This window comes from Pseudomonas sp. HT11, from assembly GCF_044875395.1.
In the GTDB taxonomy this organism is placed as follows: Bacteria; Pseudomonadota; Gammaproteobacteria; order Pseudomonadales; family Pseudomonadaceae; genus Aquipseudomonas.
The window spans coordinates 4,865,875-4,886,757 of sequence record NZ_CP173217.1 but is presented as its reverse complement, the minus strand read 5'-3'; the positions used below and the strand labels follow the sequence as shown (position 1 = coordinate 4,886,757).

At 58.8% G+C, this 20,883-nt stretch carries 19 protein-coding genes and 1 pseudogene; 6 read left to right on the top strand and 14 right to left on the bottom strand.

Annotated features, from left to right (window positions below; all coding sequences use genetic code 11):
• Positions 1-180: 180 nt before the first annotated feature.
• Together ABWL43_RS22550 and ABWL43_RS22545 are read right to left on the bottom strand one after the other, a co-directional pair.
• Positions 181-1,239, bottom strand: a complete 1,059-nt coding sequence (locus ABWL43_RS22550) for a diguanylate cyclase (RefSeq protein WP_404484455.1) — start codon at positions 1,237-1,239, stop codon at positions 181-183.
• A 190-nt stretch (positions 1,240-1,429) separates the two neighbouring features.
• Complete coding sequence (locus tag ABWL43_RS22545) at positions 1,430-2,056, bottom strand: TetR/AcrR family transcriptional regulator (RefSeq protein WP_145159411.1); 627 nt, start codon at positions 2,054-2,056, stop codon at positions 1,430-1,432.
• 122 nt (positions 2,057-2,178) lie between these two features.
• On the opposite strand from ABWL43_RS22545, the gene ABWL43_RS22540 reads away from it, so the two are divergent.
• Together ABWL43_RS22540 and ABWL43_RS22535 are read left to right on the top strand one after the other, a co-directional pair.
• Positions 2,179-3,237, top strand: a complete 1,059-nt coding sequence (locus tag ABWL43_RS22540) for an MBL fold metallo-hydrolase (RefSeq protein WP_404484452.1) — start codon at positions 2,179-2,181, stop codon at positions 3,235-3,237.
• A 107-nt stretch (positions 3,238-3,344) separates the two neighbouring features.
• The gene (locus ABWL43_RS22535) at positions 3,345-4,079 is read left to right on the top strand and encodes a hypothetical protein (protein WP_404484449.1); all 735 of its coding nucleotides are present in this window, start codon (positions 3,345-3,347) and stop codon (positions 4,077-4,079) included.
• Between the two features lie 24 nt (positions 4,080-4,103).
• Here the strand turns inward: ABWL43_RS22535 and ABWL43_RS22530 are convergent, their stop codons facing one another.
• Positions 4,104-4,895: an SDR family oxidoreductase gene (locus ABWL43_RS22530; protein WP_262208560.1), complete on the bottom strand. Its 792-nt coding sequence runs from the start codon at positions 4,893-4,895 to the stop codon at positions 4,104-4,106.
• 114 nt (positions 4,896-5,009) lie between these two features.
• Here ABWL43_RS22530 and ABWL43_RS22525 point away from each other — a divergent pair.
• Positions 5,010-5,975 (top strand): annotated as a pseudogene (locus ABWL43_RS22525) (GlxA family transcriptional regulator).
• Positions 5,948-6,454 (top strand): hypothetical protein, encoded by a 507-nt coding sequence (locus ABWL43_RS22520; protein ID WP_404484446.1) that lies wholly within the window; start codon positions 5,948-5,950, stop codon positions 6,452-6,454. Before ABWL43_RS22525 ends, ABWL43_RS22520 begins: the two are co-directional and overlap by 28 nt.
• Here the strand turns inward: ABWL43_RS22520 and ABWL43_RS22515 are convergent.
• From ABWL43_RS22515 to argH, 7 genes are all read right to left on the bottom strand, one after another.
• A complete protein-coding gene (locus ABWL43_RS22515) occupies positions 6,384-6,764 on the bottom strand; it encodes a multiprotein-bridging factor 1 family protein (protein ID WP_404484444.1) in 381 nt (126 codons plus the stop codon). The two genes, ABWL43_RS22520 and ABWL43_RS22515, sit on opposite strands and share 71 nt — an antisense overlap.
• Positions 6,765-6,871: 107 nt before the next feature.
• Entirely contained in the window at positions 6,872-7,819 is a 948-nt protein-coding gene (locus ABWL43_RS22510) for a hypothetical protein (RefSeq protein ID WP_404484441.1), read from the bottom strand.
• Between the two features lie 158 nt (positions 7,820-7,977).
• Complete coding sequence (locus tag ABWL43_RS22505) at positions 7,978-9,153, bottom strand: MFS transporter (protein ID WP_404484438.1); 1,176 nt, start codon at positions 9,151-9,153, stop codon at positions 7,978-7,980.
• A 151-nt stretch (positions 9,154-9,304) separates the two neighbouring features.
• Positions 9,305-10,126: an ABC transporter substrate-binding protein gene (locus ABWL43_RS22500; RefSeq protein ID WP_145159393.1), complete on the bottom strand. Its 822-nt coding sequence runs from the start codon at positions 10,124-10,126 to the stop codon at positions 9,305-9,307.
• A gap of 25 nt (positions 10,127-10,151) precedes the next feature.
• Positions 10,152-10,916, bottom strand: a complete 765-nt coding sequence (locus ABWL43_RS22495; RefSeq protein WP_119741579.1) for an amino acid ABC transporter ATP-binding protein — start codon at positions 10,914-10,916, stop codon at positions 10,152-10,154.
• A 24-nt stretch (positions 10,917-10,940) separates the two neighbouring features.
• Complete coding sequence (locus tag ABWL43_RS22490; RefSeq protein WP_017134649.1) at positions 10,941-11,819, bottom strand: amino acid ABC transporter permease; 879 nt, start codon at positions 11,817-11,819, stop codon at positions 10,941-10,943.
• Positions 11,820-11,925: 106 nt separating this feature from the next.
• A complete protein-coding gene (gene argH, locus ABWL43_RS22485; protein ID WP_404484434.1) occupies positions 11,926-13,353 on the bottom strand; it encodes an argininosuccinate lyase in 1,428 nt (475 codons plus the stop codon).
• Positions 13,354-13,581: 228 nt separating this feature from the next.
• Here argH and ABWL43_RS22480 point away from each other — a divergent pair, with 228 nt between their 5' ends.
• Positions 13,582-14,541, top strand: a complete 960-nt coding sequence (locus tag ABWL43_RS22480) for a LysR family transcriptional regulator (protein WP_242196216.1) — start codon at positions 13,582-13,584, stop codon at positions 14,539-14,541.
• A gap of 237 nt (positions 14,542-14,778) precedes the next feature.
• On the opposite strand, the gene ABWL43_RS22475 is transcribed toward ABWL43_RS22480, so the two are convergent.
• The 4 genes from ABWL43_RS22475 to ABWL43_RS22460 form a co-directional block, all read right to left on the bottom strand.
• The gene (locus ABWL43_RS22475; protein WP_145159589.1) at positions 14,779-15,423 is read right to left on the bottom strand and encodes an HAD-IB family hydrolase; all 645 of its coding nucleotides are present in this window, start codon (positions 15,421-15,423) and stop codon (positions 14,779-14,781) included.
• 72 nt (positions 15,424-15,495) lie between these two features.
• Positions 15,496-16,209: an HNH endonuclease signature motif containing protein gene (locus tag ABWL43_RS22470; protein ID WP_262208550.1), complete on the bottom strand. Its 714-nt coding sequence runs from the start codon at positions 16,207-16,209 to the stop codon at positions 15,496-15,498.
• A gap of 174 nt (positions 16,210-16,383) precedes the next feature.
• On the bottom strand, positions 16,384-17,634 hold the full coding sequence (locus ABWL43_RS22465; RefSeq protein ID WP_032879817.1) for a ribonucleotide-diphosphate reductase subunit beta: 1,251 nt from the start codon (positions 17,632-17,634) through the stop codon (positions 16,384-16,386).
• Between the two features lie 578 nt (positions 17,635-18,212).
• Positions 18,213-18,482, bottom strand: coding sequence for a DUF2790 domain-containing protein (locus ABWL43_RS22460; RefSeq protein WP_145159385.1), 270 nt, complete (start codon positions 18,480-18,482; stop codon positions 18,213-18,215).
• Between the two features lie 397 nt (positions 18,483-18,879).
• Between ABWL43_RS22460 and acs the strand changes: the two genes are divergently transcribed.
• A complete protein-coding gene (acs, locus tag ABWL43_RS22455) occupies positions 18,880-20,835 on the top strand; it encodes an acetate--CoA ligase (protein WP_056861684.1) in 1,956 nt (651 codons plus the stop codon).
• Positions 20,836-20,883 lie beyond the last annotated feature (48 nt).

Genomic DNA, 20,883 nt, shown 5'->3' with positions numbered 1-20,883 from the left:
TGCTCATTGTCAGCTTCCTTGTGCCGACAGAGGGGGGTTGAACAACGGGTTCAGAGTGATCGGCCGGCCAAGAAGTTCGCCTTCAGGGCGGGAACGTCATTGAGTAGGCGACCAATGGTGGCATTATGCTTCTGCGGCAGTGTGTCTGAAGAGAATTCAGACGAGGTGTCGTAGGACGACTTACGCGGAATGGGCGACGACGTAGTGGCTGACATTCACCCGGTTGCGACCGGAGTCCTTGGCGACATAGAGCGCGCGATCCGCGGCGTTGAGCCACATTGCCGCATCGCTGAAGACGGGTTGGAAGTCTGCCAGACCAATGCTCAGGCTCACGCGCAACTCCGGGATCTGCGAATTGCGATAGTTACTAAAAGTTTCTCGCATGTGTTCCATGACCAGCGCAGCTTCTTCCAGTGACATTTGCGGAAGAATCACACAGAACTCATCGCCGCCGTAACGGCCGGCCAAGTCATTTTCCCTCAGGTGTTGACGCAACTCCTGACTCAACTGGCGCAACACCTGATCACCGACGATATGGCCGTAGGTGTCGTTGATCTGTTTGAAATGGTCGATATCGATCAAGGCAATGGTGGCGTGGCCCTGTTGCTGCTGGCATTTGTGGAACTTGAGATTGAGCAGGTCTTTCCATGAGCCATGATTGAGCAGGCCGGTGAGGCTGTCGACACGGCTGAGGGCGCTGAGGGCGCGTTTGTGTTCCGAGAGTTTGATTGCCAACTGATAGCAGACCATGCCGATCGCCATCGGATAAAGCGTCAGCATCGGCAGGCAGGTATACACCTGGGCAAGGCTGACGTTGGGATTGAACTTGATCCCCAACAGCGCCCATCCCACGCCGATACCGCCCGCCTGTGCCACCAGCCCGTGCAGGAACAGGCGCTTGCCCCCGGCCGCGACGTTGTTCATGGTCATCATCGACAGGATGGTCACGGTCGTCAGCGGTGTGAATTGCGTGGCCGCCGCCCAGAAACCGCCGAGCAGCGAGTCATAGAGCAAGTTGCGTTGTTCGGCCTGGTAGGGAAATTGCGAGCGCGTGGAGAGCTGGTACGCCACATGGGCCCAGGCATAACCGTTGAATATCAGCAAGGCCCATACCCAGCCCGGCATCGCCAACGGGTAAAGGGCGCCAATGACGCTGATACAGCCGATACCCAGGCCGATGATCCTTGGCTTGTAGATACGCCTGGCAAATGACAGCCCTTTGCCTCGTCTGTTTTCCATAGTGTTCCGGGTCAGCTCTTTTTTGCAGATGCGACAGCGTGCGTCAGCGGCGGGAACCGTTGATCGGATAATAGGTGTGAATATTGTCAGTTATTCGCGTGGGAATAATCAGTGTCCTTCCAAGCCATTTGCGTAGCACACCGGGTGAATGCGCTAAAAACGACTTGGAATGTCGCTCATGCAACAGGCTTTATTGCGAACGGGCAGGGCTGACTTCGTAGCCGGCCAGGAACAGGTCGATGGCCGATTCGATAACGCTGGCCTGGCTGGCAGCGTCGAGGGTAGGTTGGCCCAGGGTAATTTGCGGCCAGAAGGCGAACGCCTTGAGCAGGCTCTGGATCTGATGGGCCGCAAAGGCCGGGTCGGTGCAGGCCAGGCGGCCATCTTCCTGGGCCGCGCGTACCCACTGGGTGAAGCCTTCCTCGCGCTTGCTCAAGCGGTTGACCATGTCTTGCGCGCGTTCGGGCGAATGAATGGTGGCGGCGATCGCGACGCGGGCCAGGTCGAGGAAATTGGCGTCCGACATCATCTGCATCTTCGCCTGCAGCAAACCGCGCAATTGCTCGCGCAGGGGGCGGTCACTGGCGTAGCTGGCGTCCAGCTGGGCGACGCTGCTGGCCCACAATTGGTGCAGGATTTCTGCAAACAACTCTTCCTTGCTGGGAAAGTGGTTGTAGACCGTGCGCTTGGAAACACCGGCGGTGGCGGCGATTTTGTCCATGCTGGTGACCTCGAACCCGTTAGCCCGAAACTCGGTGATGGCCGCTGCCACGATGGCTTCGCGCTTGCGGTCGGTGAGGCGTTGGGGAGCAGTCATGGAATGCGTTCGGCTCTTGGATGAAATTACACTCGGTAGTTTACTTGCTCCGGGTTTTGTTGCAATCTAGAAACTACACTGTGCAGTGTAATTTATGAGCGGACCCCAGGAGTCACTCTGTAATGGCCACGATTTCAAGCCGTCTCGACCCTTCGCCTGAAGCACTCAAGCCTGCCGAGCAGGAGCAAGGGCATTTCACCAACGATGCCCCAGTGCAGCACGGCGGCTTTGGCAAGACGTTGCGGATTTTCTGGAACATGCTTTTCAACAAGCCGCGCAGCACGCGCCCCGTGGGCAAGATTCCGGTGCAACCGCTGACACGCGAGCAGCTGTTGGCCGCTCCCGATCACAGCGTGTTCCGTTTGGGGCATTCCACCGTGTTGCTGAAAATGCGCGGTAAGTTCTGGCTCACCGACCCGGTGTTTGCCGAGCGTGCCTCACCGTTCAGTTGGGCCGGGCCCAAGCGCTTCCATCAGCCGCCCATCAGCCTTGAAGACTTGCCGCCGCTGGAAGCGGTGATTCTTTCGCACAATCACTATGACCATCTGGACCATAAGGCCGTGGTCCAGCTGGCCGACAAAACCCGCTACTTTCTCGCCCCGCTGGGTGTGGGCGACACCCTGGTGAAGTGGGGTGTGGACGCCAGCAAAGTCAGGCAACTGGATTGGTGGCAAGGCACCGAGGTCGATGGCATTCGCTTTATCGCCACGCCGGCCCAGCACTTTTCCGGGCGCGGTCTGTTTGACGGCAACCAGACCCTGTGGTGTTCCTGGGTGATGATCGACGGTGCGCGGCGGGTGTTTTTCAGTGGCGACACCGGTTATTTCGACGGTTTCAAACGCATCGGCGAACAATACGGCCCGTTTGATCTCACGCTGATGGAAACAGGTGCTTACAACGTCGACTGGCCCCATGTGCACATGCAGCCGGAGCAAACCTTGCAGGCGCATATCGACCTTAAAGGCCGTTGGCTGTTGCCGATTCACAACGGCACGTTCGACCTGGCGTTCCATGCCTGGCACGAGCCGTTCGACCGCATCATGGCCCTGGCCTGGGAGAGCAACGTTTCGATTACCACGCCGGCGATGGGGCAGGCGTTCAATCTGAACCAGCCTGAGCGTGGGCATGCGTGGTGGTTGGACGTGGAAACGCAAGGTGCGAAAGAGCACGCGGCGGGCTGAAGTTTGGGGCCGTAGGAAAATGAGTTTTCAGGGTATTTCAGCCCTGCGACAACCCTTCGATGAGAGTGCGATGATCCCGCACGGTCATTGTCGGGGTGCAGGTTCTGATGGAAAAAAACTGTAGGGAGCATTGGCGGTTGGGCTTGCCTTGTCGACTTGGGCCTTCCTTGCCGGAAGCGGGTGAAGCGGGCGGCGCGAACGCTGCGCCGGCCCAGGCCCACACCGATAAAGCCAACCTGGGCGGTATCGTCTTCGGCGCTGACCCTCCAAAGGGCTTCGCACTCATTCCCGGTTACAACGCCGTGGCCCCGCTGCTAAAACCCGAGCGAGACCCTGCGCTGTTACTCGTCGCCTTGAGTGGTATCGAGCCCACAGGGCCTGTGATGGTTGAAGTGGCTCTGGTACGCAATAACAGCACCTTTACCGCTGCCAAGGTGCTCGCAGGGTGGCGCATCGGGTTCGCTGACCGGTATGTGCACGGGGCCCATTACGAAGCCATTGAACACAGCGCAGCCTTGAGCCGAGCGTTCGATATCCTGCAACAGGCCGGTGCGCAATTGGTACCGGTAGATGCACGACGTGCAGACCACAGCCTTCAATTCTCTTTGCAGACACGTGAAATCGACGATCTGGTGACCAGGCATCGTCTTGATGCCTTGGTGTCTGACGATCAATGTGCGGCGTTTCATAGTGCGTGCATAAGCGGGTATCCCGCCGTTTGCGAGCCGTTGGCAGAGGACACGAAGCTTTGGTTTTATGGCGCTCGAGGGTCTCGCGATGCATTGCACGCGTTGCTGCGCGCCTATCGACAGATCAGCGCCGGCGGCCCAGGCGGCCACTGACCTGGGCTTCAGTCTATTCGCTGACTACACGCCGTAACGTGGGGCCGGGCTGCTGTGTGACAGGTTTGGTCCCAAGGCCAGGCGCGCGGTTTCGTAAGCGTCCCAATCCAAGCTGTCAGGCAGTGACGGGATGGTGACCCTCTCACCTTGTGCGAGCCCTGCCAATGCGGCGTCCACCAGGTTTTGCGTAGTCATGACCATTGTCTCGGGCAGGTTGCTCACCGGCAGGCCGGCAACGTCCCAAAACTCGGTGGCGGTGGCACCGGGCAACACCACTTGAACCCGTACACCCTTGTCGCTCAGCTCATGCTCGAGTGATTCGGAAAACGCCTGCACAAACGCTTTGGTGCCCCCGTAAACACCATTCAGCAACTTGGGTGCGACCGCCACGATCGAGCCGATGTTGATCAGGGTGCCGCGACCCTGGGCGACAAAGTTGGTTGCTGCGGCTTTGGCCAGGCGGGTCAGGGCCAGCACATTGAGCAGGATCATTGCCTCCATCTTGTCCGCATCGCTGTCGAGCAAGGGCGCGGTGGCACCGATGCCGGCGTTGTTCACCAACAGGCTGATGCGGCTGTCGTCGTGCAGGATCTGTTCGATACGGGCCAGATCGGCCGGCAGGTTCAGGTCGGCCACCACCACTTGGATATCCCGTTGGGTATCGGCGTTGAGCTGAGTCGCCAGCCGCTCCAGTCGGTGCTGGTTACGCGCCACCAATATCAGATCGTAACCCTGGCGAGCCAGGCGATCGGCGTAGGTGGCGCCAATGCCCGAAGAAGCGCCGGTGATCAGCGCATAACCTTTGGATTGAGTCATTGCAGTTGCTCCAGGAGGGCCAAGGAAGGAGGGCCTTGTTGCAACCAAGATTATGGGTGTAATGTCATGGCTGCAATGTCGTATATCCCTCCTTTAGAGACATGAGGTTTGGCCATGGTGTCTGTCGGTATTTTGCTGTTTCCGGGTTTTCAGATGCTCAGCCTGAGCACCAGTACGGTGTTTGAATTCGCCAATCTGGAAGTGGAACAGCCGTTCTATCGGGTAGACCTGGTATCCGAGGAGGGCGGGCCGGTCAAAAGCTCCATGGGTTTTGCCATTGATACGGTGCCCTTTGGTCCGTACGACACGGTATTGGTAGTGGGCGATAACGAAGTACTCGACGCCACGCCTGGCCTGCTCAGCTACTTGCAGCACGCAGTGGTGACGTCGCGTCGTGTGACTTCTGCCTGCACCGGCTCTTTCCACCTGGCGGCGGCCGGGCTGCTGGAAGGCCGCAAGGCAACCACTCACTGGTACCACGCCCGTGCCTTTCGGCAGGCTTATCCCAAAGTGAGGCTTGAAGAAGACCGCATCTTCACTGTCGACGGCCCACTCTGGACTTCTGCCGGCATGACCGCCTGCCTCGACCTGGCCCTGGCACTTGTCGAAAACGACCTGGGTGTAGAGGTGGCCCGCGAGGTCGCGCGCAAGTTGGTGATCTACCATCGCCGCGCGGGCGGCCAGTCGCAATTTTCCGCGCTGCTGGACATCGACCCCAAGTCCGACCGCGTGCAAACCGCCCTGGTCTTCGCCCGCCAGCATTTGCAGGAAGAGCTTTCGGTTGAACGGCTGGCCGACGTCGCGCACCTTAGTCCGCGCCAGTTCAGCCGTCTGTTTCGCAGCGAAACCGGCCACACCCCGGCCAAGGCGATCGAACGCCTGCGCATTTAAGCGGCGCGCCTGATGCTTGAATCCGGCGACCACCCCATCGACATCATTGCCCGCGACACCGGTTTCGGTGACCCGGAGCGCATGCGTCGCGCCTTCCTGCGTGCCTTCGGCCAGCCGCCACAAATGATGCGCCGCGCGCTGCAGGCGCAGGCACTACGACCTTGGGCAAAGCCTTGGCCGAACGCTTGAATGTGGTTTATTTCGACTCCGACGACTTCTTCTGGCAGCAAACTCCGGAACCGTTCACCGTCGCTCGGCTACGGGATGAACGCACGCGTCTGTTACAGGAACAAAGTGCCGGCCTCGAAGGCTGGGTGCTGTCCGGCTCAGTGTGCGGATGGGGCGATGCCATGATCCCGCAGTTCACCCATGTGGTGTTCCTGCGTGTAGACCCGCAGGTTCGCCTGCACCGCCTGCGGCTGCGCGAAGAGCAGCGCTATGGTGACCGGATTCTGGAGGGCGGCAGCCGCCATGAAAACAGCGTCGCGTTTCTCGCCTGGGCTGCTCGTTACGATGATGGTAACCACAGCCTACGAAGCCTGCGTCGGCATGAAAGCTGGCTGAAGCCACTGACCTGCCCGGTGATCCGGCTGGACGCTACGCACCATTCGGTTGAGGCGCTGGTGAATCAATTGATGCCGCTGTTGAGCCCATCAAGCGCGAAATGATGCCTTGTGCCGCGGGCTCGGCCGGGGCCTTGTCGAACTTGCGCGCACTCATGCCCCAACCCGGCGCAAACCCCGGGAAAAACACCAGCCCCTCGGCTTCCAGCCGAAAGGCCAATACCAGGCGGGTTTCATCATCTACATCGCCCTGGCTTTCAAAGCGTTGCACCGTTTCAACCGCCAGCCCGGCTTGGCGGGCCAGTTCTTCTCGGCTCCAACCGAGCATCGCGCGGGCCTGCACGCTGTGCTTGGCGGTGAATTGGTGCAGGACGATCTGCTGTTCTACGAAAGAGCTCATTGCCAGAGAGGACATGGGGGGTTCTCCAGGTTCGACGGGGGAAGGCAAACTATACTGTTTTTTTGTACAGTTGTTTTGACCGCTCATCAACTGGATTTTTTTAATGGCGTTTCAGTCGCGCTTTATTCCACGCCCGGCGCTTCTCGAATGATCAAGTGATCCAGGTTCTCGATATTCGCGCTGAAAACCCCGAATGTCTGCTCGGGGTTTTTCTTGCTTGGCACCTGTTTCAATTGCGGCGTGACCCCATAAAAGAAGCAGTACAGCGCCTTTTTACTGTCTGCCGCCGCCTTGATCTGTTCCAGGAACGCCGTGCGCTTGCGGTAGTTTTCGATGAGTTTTTTGCTCAGGTAGACGTTGACCGAGTAGGGCTTCTTGTCGAGCCACACTTTCTTTTCGAAATCGATGCGAAAGCTGGCGGTGTAGTCCTTGATCTCTTTGATTTTGCCCCAGTAGATCAGGCCGTTGTTGTCCTGCAGGTACTCGATCTTCTTGAAAAACGTCCAGTAGGTTGCCGTGTGATCGCCGATCTTCAGCGGCATGCTCTTGAGCTTGTCTTTGTCGTCGATATTCGACACATAGCATTCCACCGGGTGGGCGAACACGCTGGTTTTGTCTGGGGTAGCGTCGCTGGCGCTGTGGGACGAACCGGTACGAGTAGACGCAACCTTCGTGGGATCGTGTGGGATGCCGGCTTCGGTGCCGGTCACGGCCGGCTTGCGCTCGTACTGGCGCCGTGTCAGGACCCATTCCGATGGGAAATTATCCTCGCGCTCGTCATCGGTTTCGCCGGTCGCAGTCTTGTGCGTGCTGGCGTAGCGGCAGCCGTCAATGTGCTGGGTACTGGCCTTGTTCTTGAAGTGCGGCGTGCGCTGATAGTTGACGTTTTTTGCGTTGAAGGTGCTGAGCGCATTGCCCGCATCGAACGCTGCGCGGCATTCATCGTTGGGGCACAGGAAGCTGTCCTTGTCGGAGTCGAAAGGGCTGGTTTCGTCGAAATTCAGGTCTCGTACGTCGTAAATCGACAGTTTGTCATCGAGACTCAGGCTGTAGGCCGTGTCGAATTTCATGGGGCTCGGGTCCGTGAGATGAGTGGCTGGATATTACGCAAATAGAAGCCGCTACGCAGAGCAAAAAATGTGCGAGCTGGCTTGCCTGCGAAAGCGGTGTGTCAAGTTATGGATAGGCAAGCTGGCCCACCGTTATCGCAGGCAAGCCAGCTCCCACATTAGAGAGGCGGTGTACCGGCTACACGCCGCCCACTCAGGAAACACAAGGTGCCGCCTATCGCGGTCAATGCGCCGAGGGCATAGAACATGCTGACCGGCGCCGCATTGATCAGCAGGTAACCGCAGATGACCGGGCTCATCGCCCCGCCAAATGCCGCCAGGTTTTGTGCACCGTAATAACTGCCGCGCAGCGCGTCCGGGGCGATGGTGTCGATGAACAGGAATTCCGAGGGGTAAATGATCATCTCGCCCAAGGTGAACACGAACATCGCCAGGCACCAGGTCACCAGGCTGTCCGCCAGACTGAAACCGATCAGCCCGACAATGAACAACAACGTGCCCAGCACAATCCAGTAGCGCAGCTGTTCACGTTTGAGAAAACGGCCGATCTGGTACTGCATCAAAATCACGGTGATGGCGTTGCAGGCCAGCACCGCCGACAGAATCTTCAGCGCCTCGGCGGGCTTGTAGGCCACCAGCAGAAACTGTGACAGATAAAGCGTATAGCGCCCGTGGACAATGGTGCTCAACAGGCTGCCGCTGGTGAACAGGATCAGCGTGCGGTCGCTGCGTAGCGTGCGCAGGGTCGTGAGAAAACTCAGGGGTTTGTTGCTGTTGTCGCGTTGGGTCGGCGCAATGCCGATCATCAGGAACACACTGCCCAGGGCGATGGCGCTGGCGATCAGGAACGGCGCCCAGGGGATCTGCCCGGCGATCACCACACCCACCATTGGGCCGGTGGCATAGCCGACGTTGGTCAGGGTGTAGCGCAGGGAAAACACTTTGGCGCGGTCGCCCACCGGCAGGTTTTCGCTGATGATGGCCTTGGAGCCGATCAGGAACAGTGCCGACGCGGCTTCAGTAATCACCAGGGTCAGGGTGGTGAGGTAGAGGTTGCTGGCAAAGGTCAGCAACAAAAATCCGATGGCGCTGGAAAGCATGGCCAGGATTAGCAGCTTGCGCTTTTCCAGGCGGTCAATGACGTAGCCGCCATAGAGGCCGAGCAACGTGGCGATGAACACGGCGATGCCCATCAGCAAGCCGATGTCCTGCTGGTTGAGGCCCAGGCGCGTGCTCAGCCAAAGGGCCAGCAGCGGACTGGTCATGGCGCGGCTGACGACGATGGTCACCGAGCAGATCATCAGGCGGCGGATTACCAGGGAGTAGGTGGCCACGGTGGGGCGGATGTCCTTATTAATTTTCCAATACAACACAATTCAAATGTGGGAGCGGGCTTGCCCGCGATGGCGGTGAGTCAGGCAATGCAGATGCAAGCTGACCCACCGCTATCGCAGGCAAGCCAGCTCCCACAGGTTTTTGCAGTGTTTACTGCCCGGCATTGATGCTGATTTTTTCAACCGCACCCTGTTCCAGATCCCACTTCTTCAGGATCTTGCCGTACGTGCCATCATCAATCATGCCCTGCAACGCCTCACTGATCGCCGTGACCAATTCGGTGTTGCTTTTCTCAATCCCCAGCCCCGTGAACTGCTTGGAAATCGCCAGGCCCACCGGCTTGTACTTGCCCTTGTCCAACGACATCAAATAAGGAATCGTCTCGCTGCCCTGCATCGCCGCGTCCAAACGGTTCTGCTGCAACTGCGCACGCGCATCCGCAGAGCCTTCAGTGCCGATCACCACGACCGCTGGCTTACCCGCCGCTTCGCAGTTTTCCTTGCTCCACGCGGCAATTTCCGACGGCCAGGTGGTACGGCGGCTGGTGCCGACTTTTTTACCGCACAGGTCAGTCAATTCCTTGAGGTCTTCACGCTTGGCCAGGGTGTACAGCTGCGGGCCGCTGGTGAAGTAGTCGATGAAGGTCACGGCCTTCTGGCGCTCGGCGGTGTCACTCATGCCTGACAGTACGATGTCGACGCGCTTGGTGGTCAGGCCGCTGAGCATCTGCTCGAAGCCGGTCTCCTGCCACTTGATCTTCACGCCCAGGCGCTCGGCCAGGGCGTTGCCCAGGTCGAAGTCAAGGCCGGTGAGTTTGTTGGTGGCGGTGTCTTTGAAATCCATCGGCGGGTAGTTCGGCACGATGGCCGCGCTGATCTCACCCTTGTCCTTGATTGCCGCCGGCAATGCCGCGAATACACACGAGGAGGCCATCAGGCCTGCGAGCAACGTTGGGATAAACAATTTTTTCATGGGGGCGTTCTCGTTAGTTTTTTAGTTAAGTGCGAACGGCAGAAATAAAGCTTTGGGTACGCGGGTTTTGTGGGCTTATTAGAATTTCTTCAGGGCTGCCGGCTTCCACAATCTGGCCGGCGTCCATAAACACCATGCGGTTGGAGACTTCGCGGGCGAAGCCCAACTCATGGGTGACCACGATCATGGTCATGCCGGTGGTGGCCAAATCGCGCATCACCGACAGCACTTCGCCTACAAGCTCCGGGTCGAGGGCTGACGTGGGCTCGTCAAACAACATCAACTTGGGGCGCATCGCCAGCGCGCGGGCAATGGCCACACGCTGTTGCTGGCCGCCGGACAATTCCACCGGGTAGGCATTGCGCTTGTCCGCCAGGCCGACGCGGGCCAGCAACTCCAGCGCGTCTTCGATGGCTTCCTTGGGCGAGCGCTTGAGCACCTGCACCGGGCCTTCGATGATGTTTTGCAACACGGTCATGTGCGGGAACAGATTGAAGCGCTGGAACACCATGCCGGTCGCCAGGCGCTGGCGGGCAATCTGCGATTCATTCATCTCGTGCAGCTTGTTGCCGACGACGCGGTAACCGACCAGTTCGCCGTCGACCCACAGGCCACCCTTGTCGATCTTTTCCAGCTGGTTGACGCAGCGCAGCAACGTGCTTTTACCCGAGCCGGACGGGCCGATGATGCACATGACTTCGCCTTGCTCGACCTCGATATTGATGTCGCGCAGCGCGTGATACTCGTCGTAATACTTGTTCAGGTTGACGGCCTTGACGATGCTTCTCATGGGGCAAATCTCCTCAACCCAGACTTACGAACGCTTGCCGGCGCCGCGGGCAAAACGACGCTCGAGGCGGCTTTGACCAAATGAAAGAACAGTCACCACCGCCAGGTACCAGATGCCGGCCACAATCAGCAGCTCCATGACGCGGGCGTTGGCGTAGTAGATGTTTTGCGCGTTGTGCAGCAGCTCCGAATACTGGATCACACTGGCCAGGCTGGTCATTTTCACCATGCTGATGAACTCGTTGCCTACAGGCGGAATGATCACTCGCATCGCCTGCGGCAGAATTACCCTACGCAGCGCTTGCAGGCTTGGCATGCCGATGGACTTGGCGGCTTCGTACTGGCCAGTGTCGACCGACAGTAAACCCGCGCGCACCACTTCGGCGGTGTAGGCGCCCTGGTTGATGCTGAGGCCGAGCAGCGCGGCCACGAATGGCGTCATCAGGTCGACGGTGTCGATGCTGAACAGGCCGGGTATGGCGATCACCGGGAAAATCAGCGCCAGGTTGAACCACAGCAACAGCTGCAGAATCAGCGGCGTACCGCGGAACAGCCAGGTGTAAGTGATGGCCACGTAGCGCAGGATCGGGTTGGCCGACATGCGCATGATCGCCGTGATCACGCCGATGACCACGCCCAGCGCCATTGCCAGAATCGACATGACGATGGTGTTCACCAGGCCCCACAGAATGGCCTCAGACGTGAGGAACTGCCCGATGTAGGACCATTCGATCTGGCCATTGGCAAAGGCGCGCAACAACGCGGCCAGTGCGATCACGATCAACGTGGCAAAAAACATCCGCCCGTAATAACGACGCGGTACGTGCTCGTACTGCGTGATATCGAACTGGTTCTCGGACAACTTGCGCTCAGCTTCCAAGCGCTCCGCCGGGGTTTGGTTCATGGTGCTACTCCACTGCTGTACTCGATCCAACTGTTAAAACACGGTCCAAATGTGGGAGCTGGCTTGCCTGCGAAAGCGCCAGCAAACTCACCACAAAGGCCCAGGTTTAAATCCGAAACCCCTGATAACTCTCAGCCCATGTCTGCTGCTCAGCCAAGGCAGTCTTCAACCGCCCAATCTGTTCCCGAACCCGCTCCGGCGCCGTCCCACCCCAACCACTGCGCGCCGCAATCGCAGCTTCCAGGGTCAAGCAGTCCCGCACCTCCGGCAGCAGCCGGGCATCCACCTCTGCCAACATCGCCGGTGAGGCTTCCCACAACTCAATCTCGTGTTTCTCACAGGCTTGCACCAAGGCGCCGGTAATCTCATGCGCCTCCTTGAACGGCACACCGCGCGTGGCCAACCAATCCGCCACCTCAGTCGCCAAGGTGAAGCCCATCGGCGCCTGACGCCGCAGCTCTTCAACTTGCACCTTCATCGTCGCAACCATCCCGGCCATCGCTGGCAGCACCAGCAACAAGGTGTCCACACTGTCCAACACACTGTGCTTGTCTTCACTCAAATCGCGGTTGTACGACAGCGGCAACGACTTGAGCGTCGACATCAACCCGGTCAGGTTGCCAATCAAGCGCCCAGCCTTGCCTCGCGCCAGTTCGGCAATGTCCGGGTTCTTTTTCTGCGGCATGATCGAGCTGCCAGTGGCGTAGGCATCGTCCAGCACCACCCAGCGAAACTGGCGCGACGACCACAGGCAAAACTCCTCCGACAGCCGCGAAATATTCACCCCGAGCATGCCCGCCACAAACAGGAACTCCGCCACATGGTCGCGGCTGGCGACAGCGTCGATAGAGTTTTCGCACGGCCCGGTGTAGCCCATTTCCTTGGCCGAATGCTCTGGCTGACGCGCAATCGCCGAGCCTGCCATGGCCGCAGCACCCAACGGTGACAACGCCGTGCGCGCATCCCAATCCACCAGGCGCTGCACATCGCGCAGCATCGATTGCGCATGGGCGAGCAAATGGTGGGCAAACACAATCGGTTGCGCCTGCTGCAAGTGCGTGAAGCCCGGGCAAATGCTCTCCACATGCTGCTCAGCCTGCTCTACCAACGCCTGCTGCAAACCCAACACCTCAGTGGTGATGATGCGCGCATGGTCGCGTAGGAAAAGGCGCAGATCATTGGCGGTCTGATCGTTACGCGAACGCCCGGCGCGCAACTTGCCACCCAGGGCGCCCAGGCGTTCGGTCAATACGCGTTCGATAAAGGTGTGCACGTCCTCGTCATCCAGGGTTGGATGCAGGCGGCCGGCGGCGAAGTCCTCACCGATGCGGTCCAGGGCTTCGAGGGTGCGCAGGGTCTCGGAGTCATCCAGCAAACCGGCGCGTTGCAACTCGCGGGCATGGGCACGGGAGCCGGCCAGGTCGTAGGGCGTCAGGCGAAAATAGCGCTCAGGGCAACGCGACAACGCGGCCAATGCAGCAGACGGGCCGGTCTTGAAACGAGCACCCCAAAGGCGGTCGGTGGGCTGGGACATCGGTATTCCTCACGCTTGTTTTTAGAAGAGTCGGAGGCAGTAAAAAACTAAAAAGACCTGATCGTAGTGTCAGGTTTTTACGGGTGTTAAATCAGCCTCTGTGTGCTGTTCAACCCGCTATATTCAAGGTTGCCAAGGGCAGATGTTTACGGCCATTATCGCCGCCTGGCTATGTTCAAGGATTGGGTTGAAGCCTGTTGAATATGGCACTTGAGGTCAACGCGTATTATGGAAACCCCACTTTCCACTTCTGGAAACATGCCGCCAAAACCCGGCACACGACCGCCCCTGCAACTGAGCGGGCTGGACTTCAAATTACTGCGCGTGTTCATGGCCGTGGTCGAAGCCGGCGGCTTCAGCGCCGCGCAAAACGAGCTGAACGTGGGCCTGGCGGCCATCAGCAAGCAGATCTCCGACCTTGAAATTCGCATCGGCATGCGCCTGTGTACAAGGGGCCGGGAAGGCTTTGGCCTGACCGAAGAAGGCAAGTTGGTGTATCAGGCTTCCATCGAGTTATTTACCTCGGTGGACAGTTTCAGAGACAAGCTTAGTTCGGCGCAAAATGAACTGATCGGCGACCTAAGTGTGGGCGTTATTGATAACACCGTCTCCGACGTTAATTCGCCGCTAATTACCGCATTAGGGAAATTACACAGCGAATCGCCAAAAATTAGATTGCGCCTACATGCCTCGCAACTGGACGAAGTTGAGCGCGGCGTGGTGGAAGGGCGGCTGATCGTCGGCATCGTCCCGGTGTATCAACGCCGCGAAGAGTTCGACTACTTCCCGTTGTACGAAGAAAAAGCCCACGCCTACTGCGCCGTAGGACACCCACTGTTCAACGCGAGCGACATCACGCCAGAAGTGCTGCGCCAATACGAAGTGGTCAACCACCGGTATGCAATCCATCGCGACAAAGCCAACTTCGTCACCTACGACAGCCAGTCCGCCTCGGCCTCACAGGTTGAAGCCGTCGCCATCCTGATCCTCACCGGCCGCTTCTTAGGCTTCCTGCCCGAACACTACGCCGCGCCACTGGTCAGGGAAGGGCGCCTGCGCGCACTGTGCCCGGAGCAGGTTCACCTAAGCACCGCCTTCAACCTGATCCTGCGCCACAACGCGCCAAGAAGCCCAATGGTAAAAGCCTTCGCCACAGCCCTGGACGTAGACCTCAAAGCCGCAACATAACCCCCGCCGAGCAACGATCAACAGGCCAACAAAGCCCAAATGTGGGAGCTCTCGAGCCCCAGCGAGGCAGCGAAGGGATCGACTCGGTCCGCTGCCGACCCCGCTATTTGTATCGACCCCCAGCACCCCATGCTAGTGCGCTGTCTGGCCTGCACCGATCAAAATGTGGGAGCTCTCGAGCCCCAGCGAGGCAGCGATGGGATCACCTCGGTCCACCCGCCGACCCCATCACCCACATCACCGCTGCAACTTGCCCTGCTTCTTCTTCGAATGAAAATGCCGAAAATGCGCATCCTGCGCCGCCGCCAACAACTCCCGATCCCCACGGGTATCGCCCCAGGCCCTGAGCCGATAATCGCCCAAATCCCCATACACCGCCTCAAGCCGCAGCACCTTATTCTCACAGCGGCAATTATTCCCCGTGAGCTTGCCCGTCAACACCCCGTCGACCACCTCAAGCTCAGTGCCAATCAACTTGATCCCCAACCGATTCGCAAACGGCTGCAACACCAACGCCGGCGACGCCGAACACAACGTCACCTCCGCCCCGGACTTCACCTCATCCGCCACCGACTGCAACCCAGTCGGGCGCATCAGCTTGCTCCACGTACGCTGGCAATACGCCTCAGCCTGCTGCTGAACCCACGCCTTCTCAACCCCGGTCATAAAGGTGCGAATCAACTGCGCCTTCAACTCATCCCGACTGATCTGCCGCAGCAAAAAGCGCAGCCCCGGCACCGCCAGCTTCACCATCCGGCCATAGAACTCGCCGGTGCCAAAGGCAAACTTGAGGAAGGGCACGAAACTGTCGTGATGGGTCAGGGTGCCGTCGAAGTCAAAGACGGAAAGTACTTTGGCGTCCATTGGGCCGGCTTCGAGCATGTCTGGGTTCACGGGTTGGCCTCGGTCCTATCTAGTGTTTATTAAGCGTGCATCAGGTGTGACAGCAGGAGTTTACTCCCGTGCCAATCTTCCGATCTTGGCGTAAAGCGACTCGGTGAAAGCCTCCCGGTCACTCGACCGGTGGCAACGCTGATGGCAATTGGGGCACAAGGCTACAGCATTGCTGGTGCGATCCGAACCCTTCTGGGCGAGGTGCTTGACGTGATGTACTTCAAGAAATGGCTGGCCGTCGACCTCGAAAGGCGCGTTTGAACCGCAGCCTTCGCAGATACCGTTGGCTTCTTTTAGTACCCAGGCGCGTACCTTTGGGTCGCGGACAAAGGCGGTGCTGACGGTCGATACCTTCTGTGGCTGGGCTATGCCGTCGGGTAGCTTATGGAAGGGTTGTCGCTGCAGTTTGGATGCGCGGCGGATCAGCGTTTGCTCGTCTGCCGTTTGAGCAGCATCTTCTGATTCGAACACGCCCTTTGCGGCCAGTGCATTGCGGATGCGTTGCTCTACGCCCGAGCCCACATTTTTGGCGGGCTTATAGCCCTCGATGCGGTCCCAGCCCATACGGACGAGCACGGTAGAGATATTTTGCATGCGAAACTCAATAGAACCCTTCGCACGGCCCGCTACCGGGCCTTCACGCAGAAGGCGGTTTTCGAGTGCTTTGTTGAAAGGTTGGCCGCTCTTTTCCCAGGCCAACATCTTCAAGTACGCCTCTACCGCCGCTGTCAGCTCAGCGTCGTTCCAGTCCGTTTTTTCTTTCGTAATATCCATACAGCCGCCGAGGGTAGAAAACCCTCGGACGATACTGAGTAGCCATTATTGCGTCTACGAAATTTCCTACAGTCTGGTGGGATTTGACCGTCTCTGAATTTGGGAATATTCAGATCACTGAGCATAAAAAAGCCCTGAACATGTCAGGGCTTCTTGATGTTGCCGACTTAGGGATTAATCCCAGCTCAGCGCGCCGCCGGTCTGGTACTCGATCACACGGGTTTCGAAGAAATTCTTCTCTTTCTTCAAATCCATAATTTCGCTCATCCAAGGGAACGGGTTGGTCGTGCCTGGATACTCTTCCTTCAACCCAATCTGCGACAAACGACGGTTCGCGATGAACTTCAGATAATCCTCCATCATCGCCGCATTCATGCCCAACACCCCACGCGGCATGGTATCCCGCGCATATTCAATCTCCAGCTGAGTCCCTTGCAGGATCATCTGGGTCGCCTCTTCCTTCATCTCGGCATCCCACAAGTGTGGGTTTTCGATTTTGATCTGGTTGATCACATCGATACCGAAGTTCAGGTGCATCGACTCATCGCGCAGGATGTACTGGAACTGCTCGGCCACGCCGGTCATTTTGTTGCGACGGCCCATGGACAGGATCTGGGTGAAGCCGCAGTAGAAGAAGATGCCTTCCAGGACGCAGTAGTAAGCGACCAGGTTGCGCAGCAGTTCTTTGTCGGTCTCGACGGTGCCGGTTTCGAACTTCGGATCGGAGATCGAACGGGTGTACTTCAGGCCCCAAGCGGCCTTTTTGGCGACCGATGGAATCTCGTGGTACATGTTGAAGATCTCGCCTTCATCCATGGCCAGCGATTCGATGCAGTACTGGTAGGCGTGGGTGTGGATCGCTTCTTCGAAGGCCTGGCGCAGGATGTACTGGCGGCACTCCGGGTTGGTGATCAGGCGGTACACGGCCAGCACCAGGTTGTTCGCGACCAGGGAGTCGGCGGTGGAGAAGAAGCCGAGGTTGCGCATGACGATGCGGCGTTCGTCGTCGGTGAGGCCTTCGGGGTTTTTCCACAGGGCGATGTCGGCGGTCATGTTGACCTCTTGCGGCATCCAGTGGTTGGCGCAGCCGTCGAGGTACTTTTGCCAGGCCCAGTCGTACTTGAAGGGCACGAGTTGGTTGAGGTCGGCGCGGCAGTTGATCATGCGCTTTTCGTCAACGGCGACGCGGGCGGCGGAGCCTTCAAGCTCAGCGAGGCCTTCGGCGACGTCGAGTTTGTCGAGGGCGGCCTTGGCGCGCACGATGGCGGCGGAGTCACTGGCGGTGACGGCGCGGGCTTCGATGGCGGCGGCGGCGCCGGCACCGTCGAGGCGGTCCATGTTGGCTTCGGTGGCGTGGCCGGCGTTGGCGCCTTTAGCGGCTACTTCGCCTTCTTCTTCTTTGTCGAATTCGTCCCAGCTCAGCATGACGTGTCGTCTCCTGCGTGAGGGCTCAAAGGTGCCCGTGTGAAACCGGATGGTTGGGTGTTCACACGGCCCAGAGGCCGCGGTGGATCTTAAGGAATCGTTTGTTGCAACAGCTCGCGCAGGCATTAAACGGAATTGGGTAACGGGTGTTCTGCGTGAGGCTTGAGGGGCGGAGCGACAGGTGCATGCTCCAGCGCAGGCTCAAGGTCTGGCTCTTCATCCCAGTGTAAAGGGATATTGCAGGCCCGATTTACCAGCGCATTATAGGGAAAAATTCGGCTTTGTGTTGCGGCGGATGGTCACGATTGAGCGCCAAAATGGCTTGGTTTTCGGCCAAGGCGCGTGTTTGCAAGGCTTTGCCGGGACAGGAATTTTTTGACGGGCGGTGGGATCGGTTTTGTGGGGGCAGCAGAGGCGGGTAGGTGGCGGGCTTTGGGAGGTGGGTAAGGCTGAAATTGCCATCGCAGGCAAGCCAGCTCCCACATTTGTTTCATAGTGGGTTCGAAATAGGTTCTTGGCCGCAAGAACGATTACTTGCGGCGACCAAGATCCGGGTTTAAACCTGACTCAATAACCTGTTACCCGTTAGAACAACCGTTGCCCATAACTTGGTAATTAAGAATATGGCGTTGACCGTGTGAGTCTTCATATTCCATTTGTACCGGTACCACTTGGCATACTTCCGGAACAGTGCTCATGGACAATACTTTGGCAACATCCAGGTGAGTGCTGTAGGTGTAATCCTCAACGATCGGGGCGTTCTGGCCGGCCAGCTCGGTCGGGGCCTCGTCGGCCAGGGCGGCGGTGGCGCACAAGCTGCTGAGGGCCATAACTACGAGAGCTTTCATTTCTTTACTTACCTTCTTCAGGGCGAAAGGGGTCACGGGGCCCTTATGAGGCCGCGTGTGTAACTTAAGAGTTGGGAAGTTCGGATTAACGTTGCCTTCGTGGGGGCTGTTACGTTGTTAATCACTGTGCCTTGTTGGCGGAGTTGATTTTAGGCTCGCGAGTTATATTCATATACCCGTGCTTTTGATAAACACTATTGGCGGTTTTTGTAACAATCCCCTGATAAAGGTTTTTTCATCCAGCCGGAAAGCCACGCAGGGCGCGGGCCAGAGCCGTAAATGGGCATGGCGGGGCAATTTGTAGGGGCTTGTTACTACCATCGTCGAATGGTTCTATGGGGGCGCCCCGGCTACAACAGGGCATACAAAAACAACTATTGTCACCGAGGTAAGAAAGATGAGTGCGGCTTCCCTGTACCCCGTTCGCCCCGAAGTAGCAGCCAACACGCTGACCGACGAGGCGACCTACAAGGCCATGTACCAGCAGTCGGTGGTCAACCCCGATGGCTTCTGGCGCGAGCAAGCCAAGCGCCTTGACTGGGTCAAGCCTTTCACCGCGGTCAAGCAGACCTCTTTCGACGACCACCATGTCGACATCAAATGGTTCGCCGATGGCACCCTGAACGTTTCCTACAACTGCCTGGACCGTCACCTCGCCGAGCGTGGCGACCAGGCGGCGATCATCTGGGAAGGCGATGACCCTTCCGAAAGCCGCACCATCACCTACCGCGAGCTGCATGAAGAAGTCTGCAAGTTTGCCAACGCCCTGCGCGGCCAGGATGTGCACCGCGGCGACGTGGTGACTATCTATATGCCGATGATCCCCGAAGCCGTGGTCGCCATGTTGGCCTGTACCCGCATCGGTGCGATTCACTCCGTGGTGTTTGGCGGTTTTTCGCCGGAGGCGCTGGCCGGTCGCATCATTGACTGTAAGTCGAAGGTGGTGATCACCGCCGACGAAGGCATCCGCGCCGGTAAGAAAATTCCGCTGAAGGCCAACGTCGACGACGCGCTGACCAACCCGGAAACCAGCAGCATCCAGAAAGTCATCGTGTGCAAGCGCACCAATGGCAACATCAAGTGGAACCAGCATCGCGACATCTGGTACGAAGACCTGATGAAAGTGGCGGGCACCGTGTGTGCGCCCAAAGAGATGGGCGCCGAAGAAGCGCTGTTCATCCTCTACACCTCGGGTTCCACCGGCAAACCCAAAGGCGTGCAGCACACCACCGGCGGCTACCTGCTGTATGCGGCCCTGACCCACGAGCGCGTGTTTGACTACCGCCCGGGCGAAATCTACTGGTGCACCGCCGACGTCGGTTGGGTCACCGGCCACACTTATATCGTGTACGGCCCGCTGGCGAATGGCGCGACCACATTGCTGTTCGAAGGCGTGCCGAACTACCCGGACATCACCCGTGTCGGCAAAATCGTCGACAAGCACAAGGTCAATATCCTCTACACCGCGCCCACTGCGATCCGCGCGATGATGGCTTCCGGCACCGCCGCCTGCGAAGGTGTGGACGGCAGCAGCTTGCGTCTGCTCGGTTCAGTCGGTGAGCCGATTAACCCGGAAGCGTGGGATTGGTACTACAAGAACGTCGGCCAGTCCCGTTGCCCGATCGTCGACACCTGGTGGCAGACCGAAACCGGCGCCACCCTGATGAGCCCGCTGCCGGGTGCGCACGCACTCAAGCCGGGTTCGGCCGCGCGGCCATTCTTTGGTGTGGTGCCGGCGTTGGTGGACAACCTGGGCAACATCATCGAGGGCGCTGCCGAAGGCAACCTGGTGATCCTCGATTCGTGGCCAGGCCAGGCGCGTACGCTGTACGGCGACCATGACCGCTTCGTCGACACCTACTTCAAGACCTTCCGTGGCATGTACTTCACCGGCGACGGCGCGCGTCGTGATGAAGATGGCTACTGGTGGATCACCGGCCGTGTGGATGACGTGTTGAACGTGTCCGGCCACCGCATGGGCACGGCCGAGATCGAAAGCGCGATGGTTGCACACCCGAAAGTCGCCGAAGCGGCGGTGGTGGGCGTGCCGCATGACATCAAGGGGCAGGGCATCTATGTGTATGTCACGCTGAAAAATGGCGAAGAGCCGAACGAAGCGCTGCGCCTGGAACTGAAAAACTGGGTGCGCAAAGAGATCGGGCCGATTGCGTCGCCGGATGTGATCCAGTGGGCACCGGGCTTGCCGAAGACGCGCTCGGGGAAAATCATGCGGCGGATTCTGCGCAAGATTGCCACGGCTGAATATGACGGGTTGGGGGATATCTCGACCTTGGCTGATCCGGGTGTGGTGGCGCATTTGATTGAAACGCACAAGACCATGAACGTCGCGTAAGGCGGGTTGGGTCGGATAAAGCCCCATTCGGCGTGAGCCGGGTGGGGC

Coding starts and splice junctions, on each gene's coding strand:
- ABWL43_RS22465 (WP_032879817.1), bottom strand. CDS start 17,634: ATGCTGAGCTGGGACGAATTCGACAAAGAAGAAGAAGGCGAAGTAGCC.
- ABWL43_RS22460 (WP_145159385.1), bottom strand. CDS start 18,482: ATGAAAGCTCTCGTAGTTATGGCCCTCAGCAGCTTGTGCGCCACCGCC.
- ABWL43_RS22480 (WP_242196216.1), top strand. CDS start 13,582: ATGGAAACCCCACTTTCCACTTCTGGAAACATGCCGCCAAAACCCGGC.
- ABWL43_RS22470 (WP_262208550.1), bottom strand. CDS start 16,209: ATGGATATTACGAAAGAAAAAACGGACTGGAACGACGCTGAGCTGACA.
- ABWL43_RS22490 (WP_017134649.1), bottom strand. CDS start 11,819: ATGAACCAAACCCCGGCGGAGCGCTTGGAAGCTGAGCGCAAGTTGTCC.
- ABWL43_RS22545 (WP_145159411.1), bottom strand. CDS start 2,056: ATGACTGCTCCCCAACGCCTCACCGACCGCAAGCGCGAAGCCATCGTG.
- ABWL43_RS22500 (WP_145159393.1), bottom strand. CDS start 10,126: ATGAAAAAATTGTTTATCCCAACGTTGCTCGCAGGCCTGATGGCCTCC.
- ABWL43_RS22515 (WP_404484444.1), bottom strand. CDS start 6,764: ATGTCCTCTCTGGCAATGAGCTCTTTCGTAGAACAGCAGATCGTCCTG.
- ABWL43_RS22535 (WP_404484449.1), top strand. CDS start 3,345: ATGGAAAAAAACTGTAGGGAGCATTGGCGGTTGGGCTTGCCTTGTCGA.
- argH (WP_404484434.1), bottom strand. CDS start 13,353: ATGTCCCAGCCCACCGACCGCCTTTGGGGTGCTCGTTTCAAGACCGGC.
- ABWL43_RS22530 (WP_262208560.1), bottom strand. CDS start 4,895: ATGACTCAATCCAAAGGTTATGCGCTGATCACCGGCGCTTCTTCGGGC.
- ABWL43_RS22510 (WP_404484441.1), bottom strand. CDS start 7,819: ATGAAATTCGACACGGCCTACAGCCTGAGTCTCGATGACAAACTGTCG.
- ABWL43_RS22475 (WP_145159589.1), bottom strand. CDS start 15,423: ATGCTCGAAGCCGGCCCAATGGACGCCAAAGTACTTTCCGTCTTTGAC.
- acs (WP_056861684.1), top strand. CDS start 18,880: ATGAGTGCGGCTTCCCTGTACCCCGTTCGCCCCGAAGTAGCAGCCAAC.
- ABWL43_RS22550 (WP_404484455.1), bottom strand. CDS start 1,239: ATGGAAAACAGACGAGGCAAAGGGCTGTCATTTGCCAGGCGTATCTAC.
- ABWL43_RS22495 (WP_119741579.1), bottom strand. CDS start 10,916: ATGAGAAGCATCGTCAAGGCCGTCAACCTGAACAAGTATTACGACGAG.
- ABWL43_RS22540 (WP_404484452.1), top strand. CDS start 2,179: ATGGCCACGATTTCAAGCCGTCTCGACCCTTCGCCTGAAGCACTCAAG.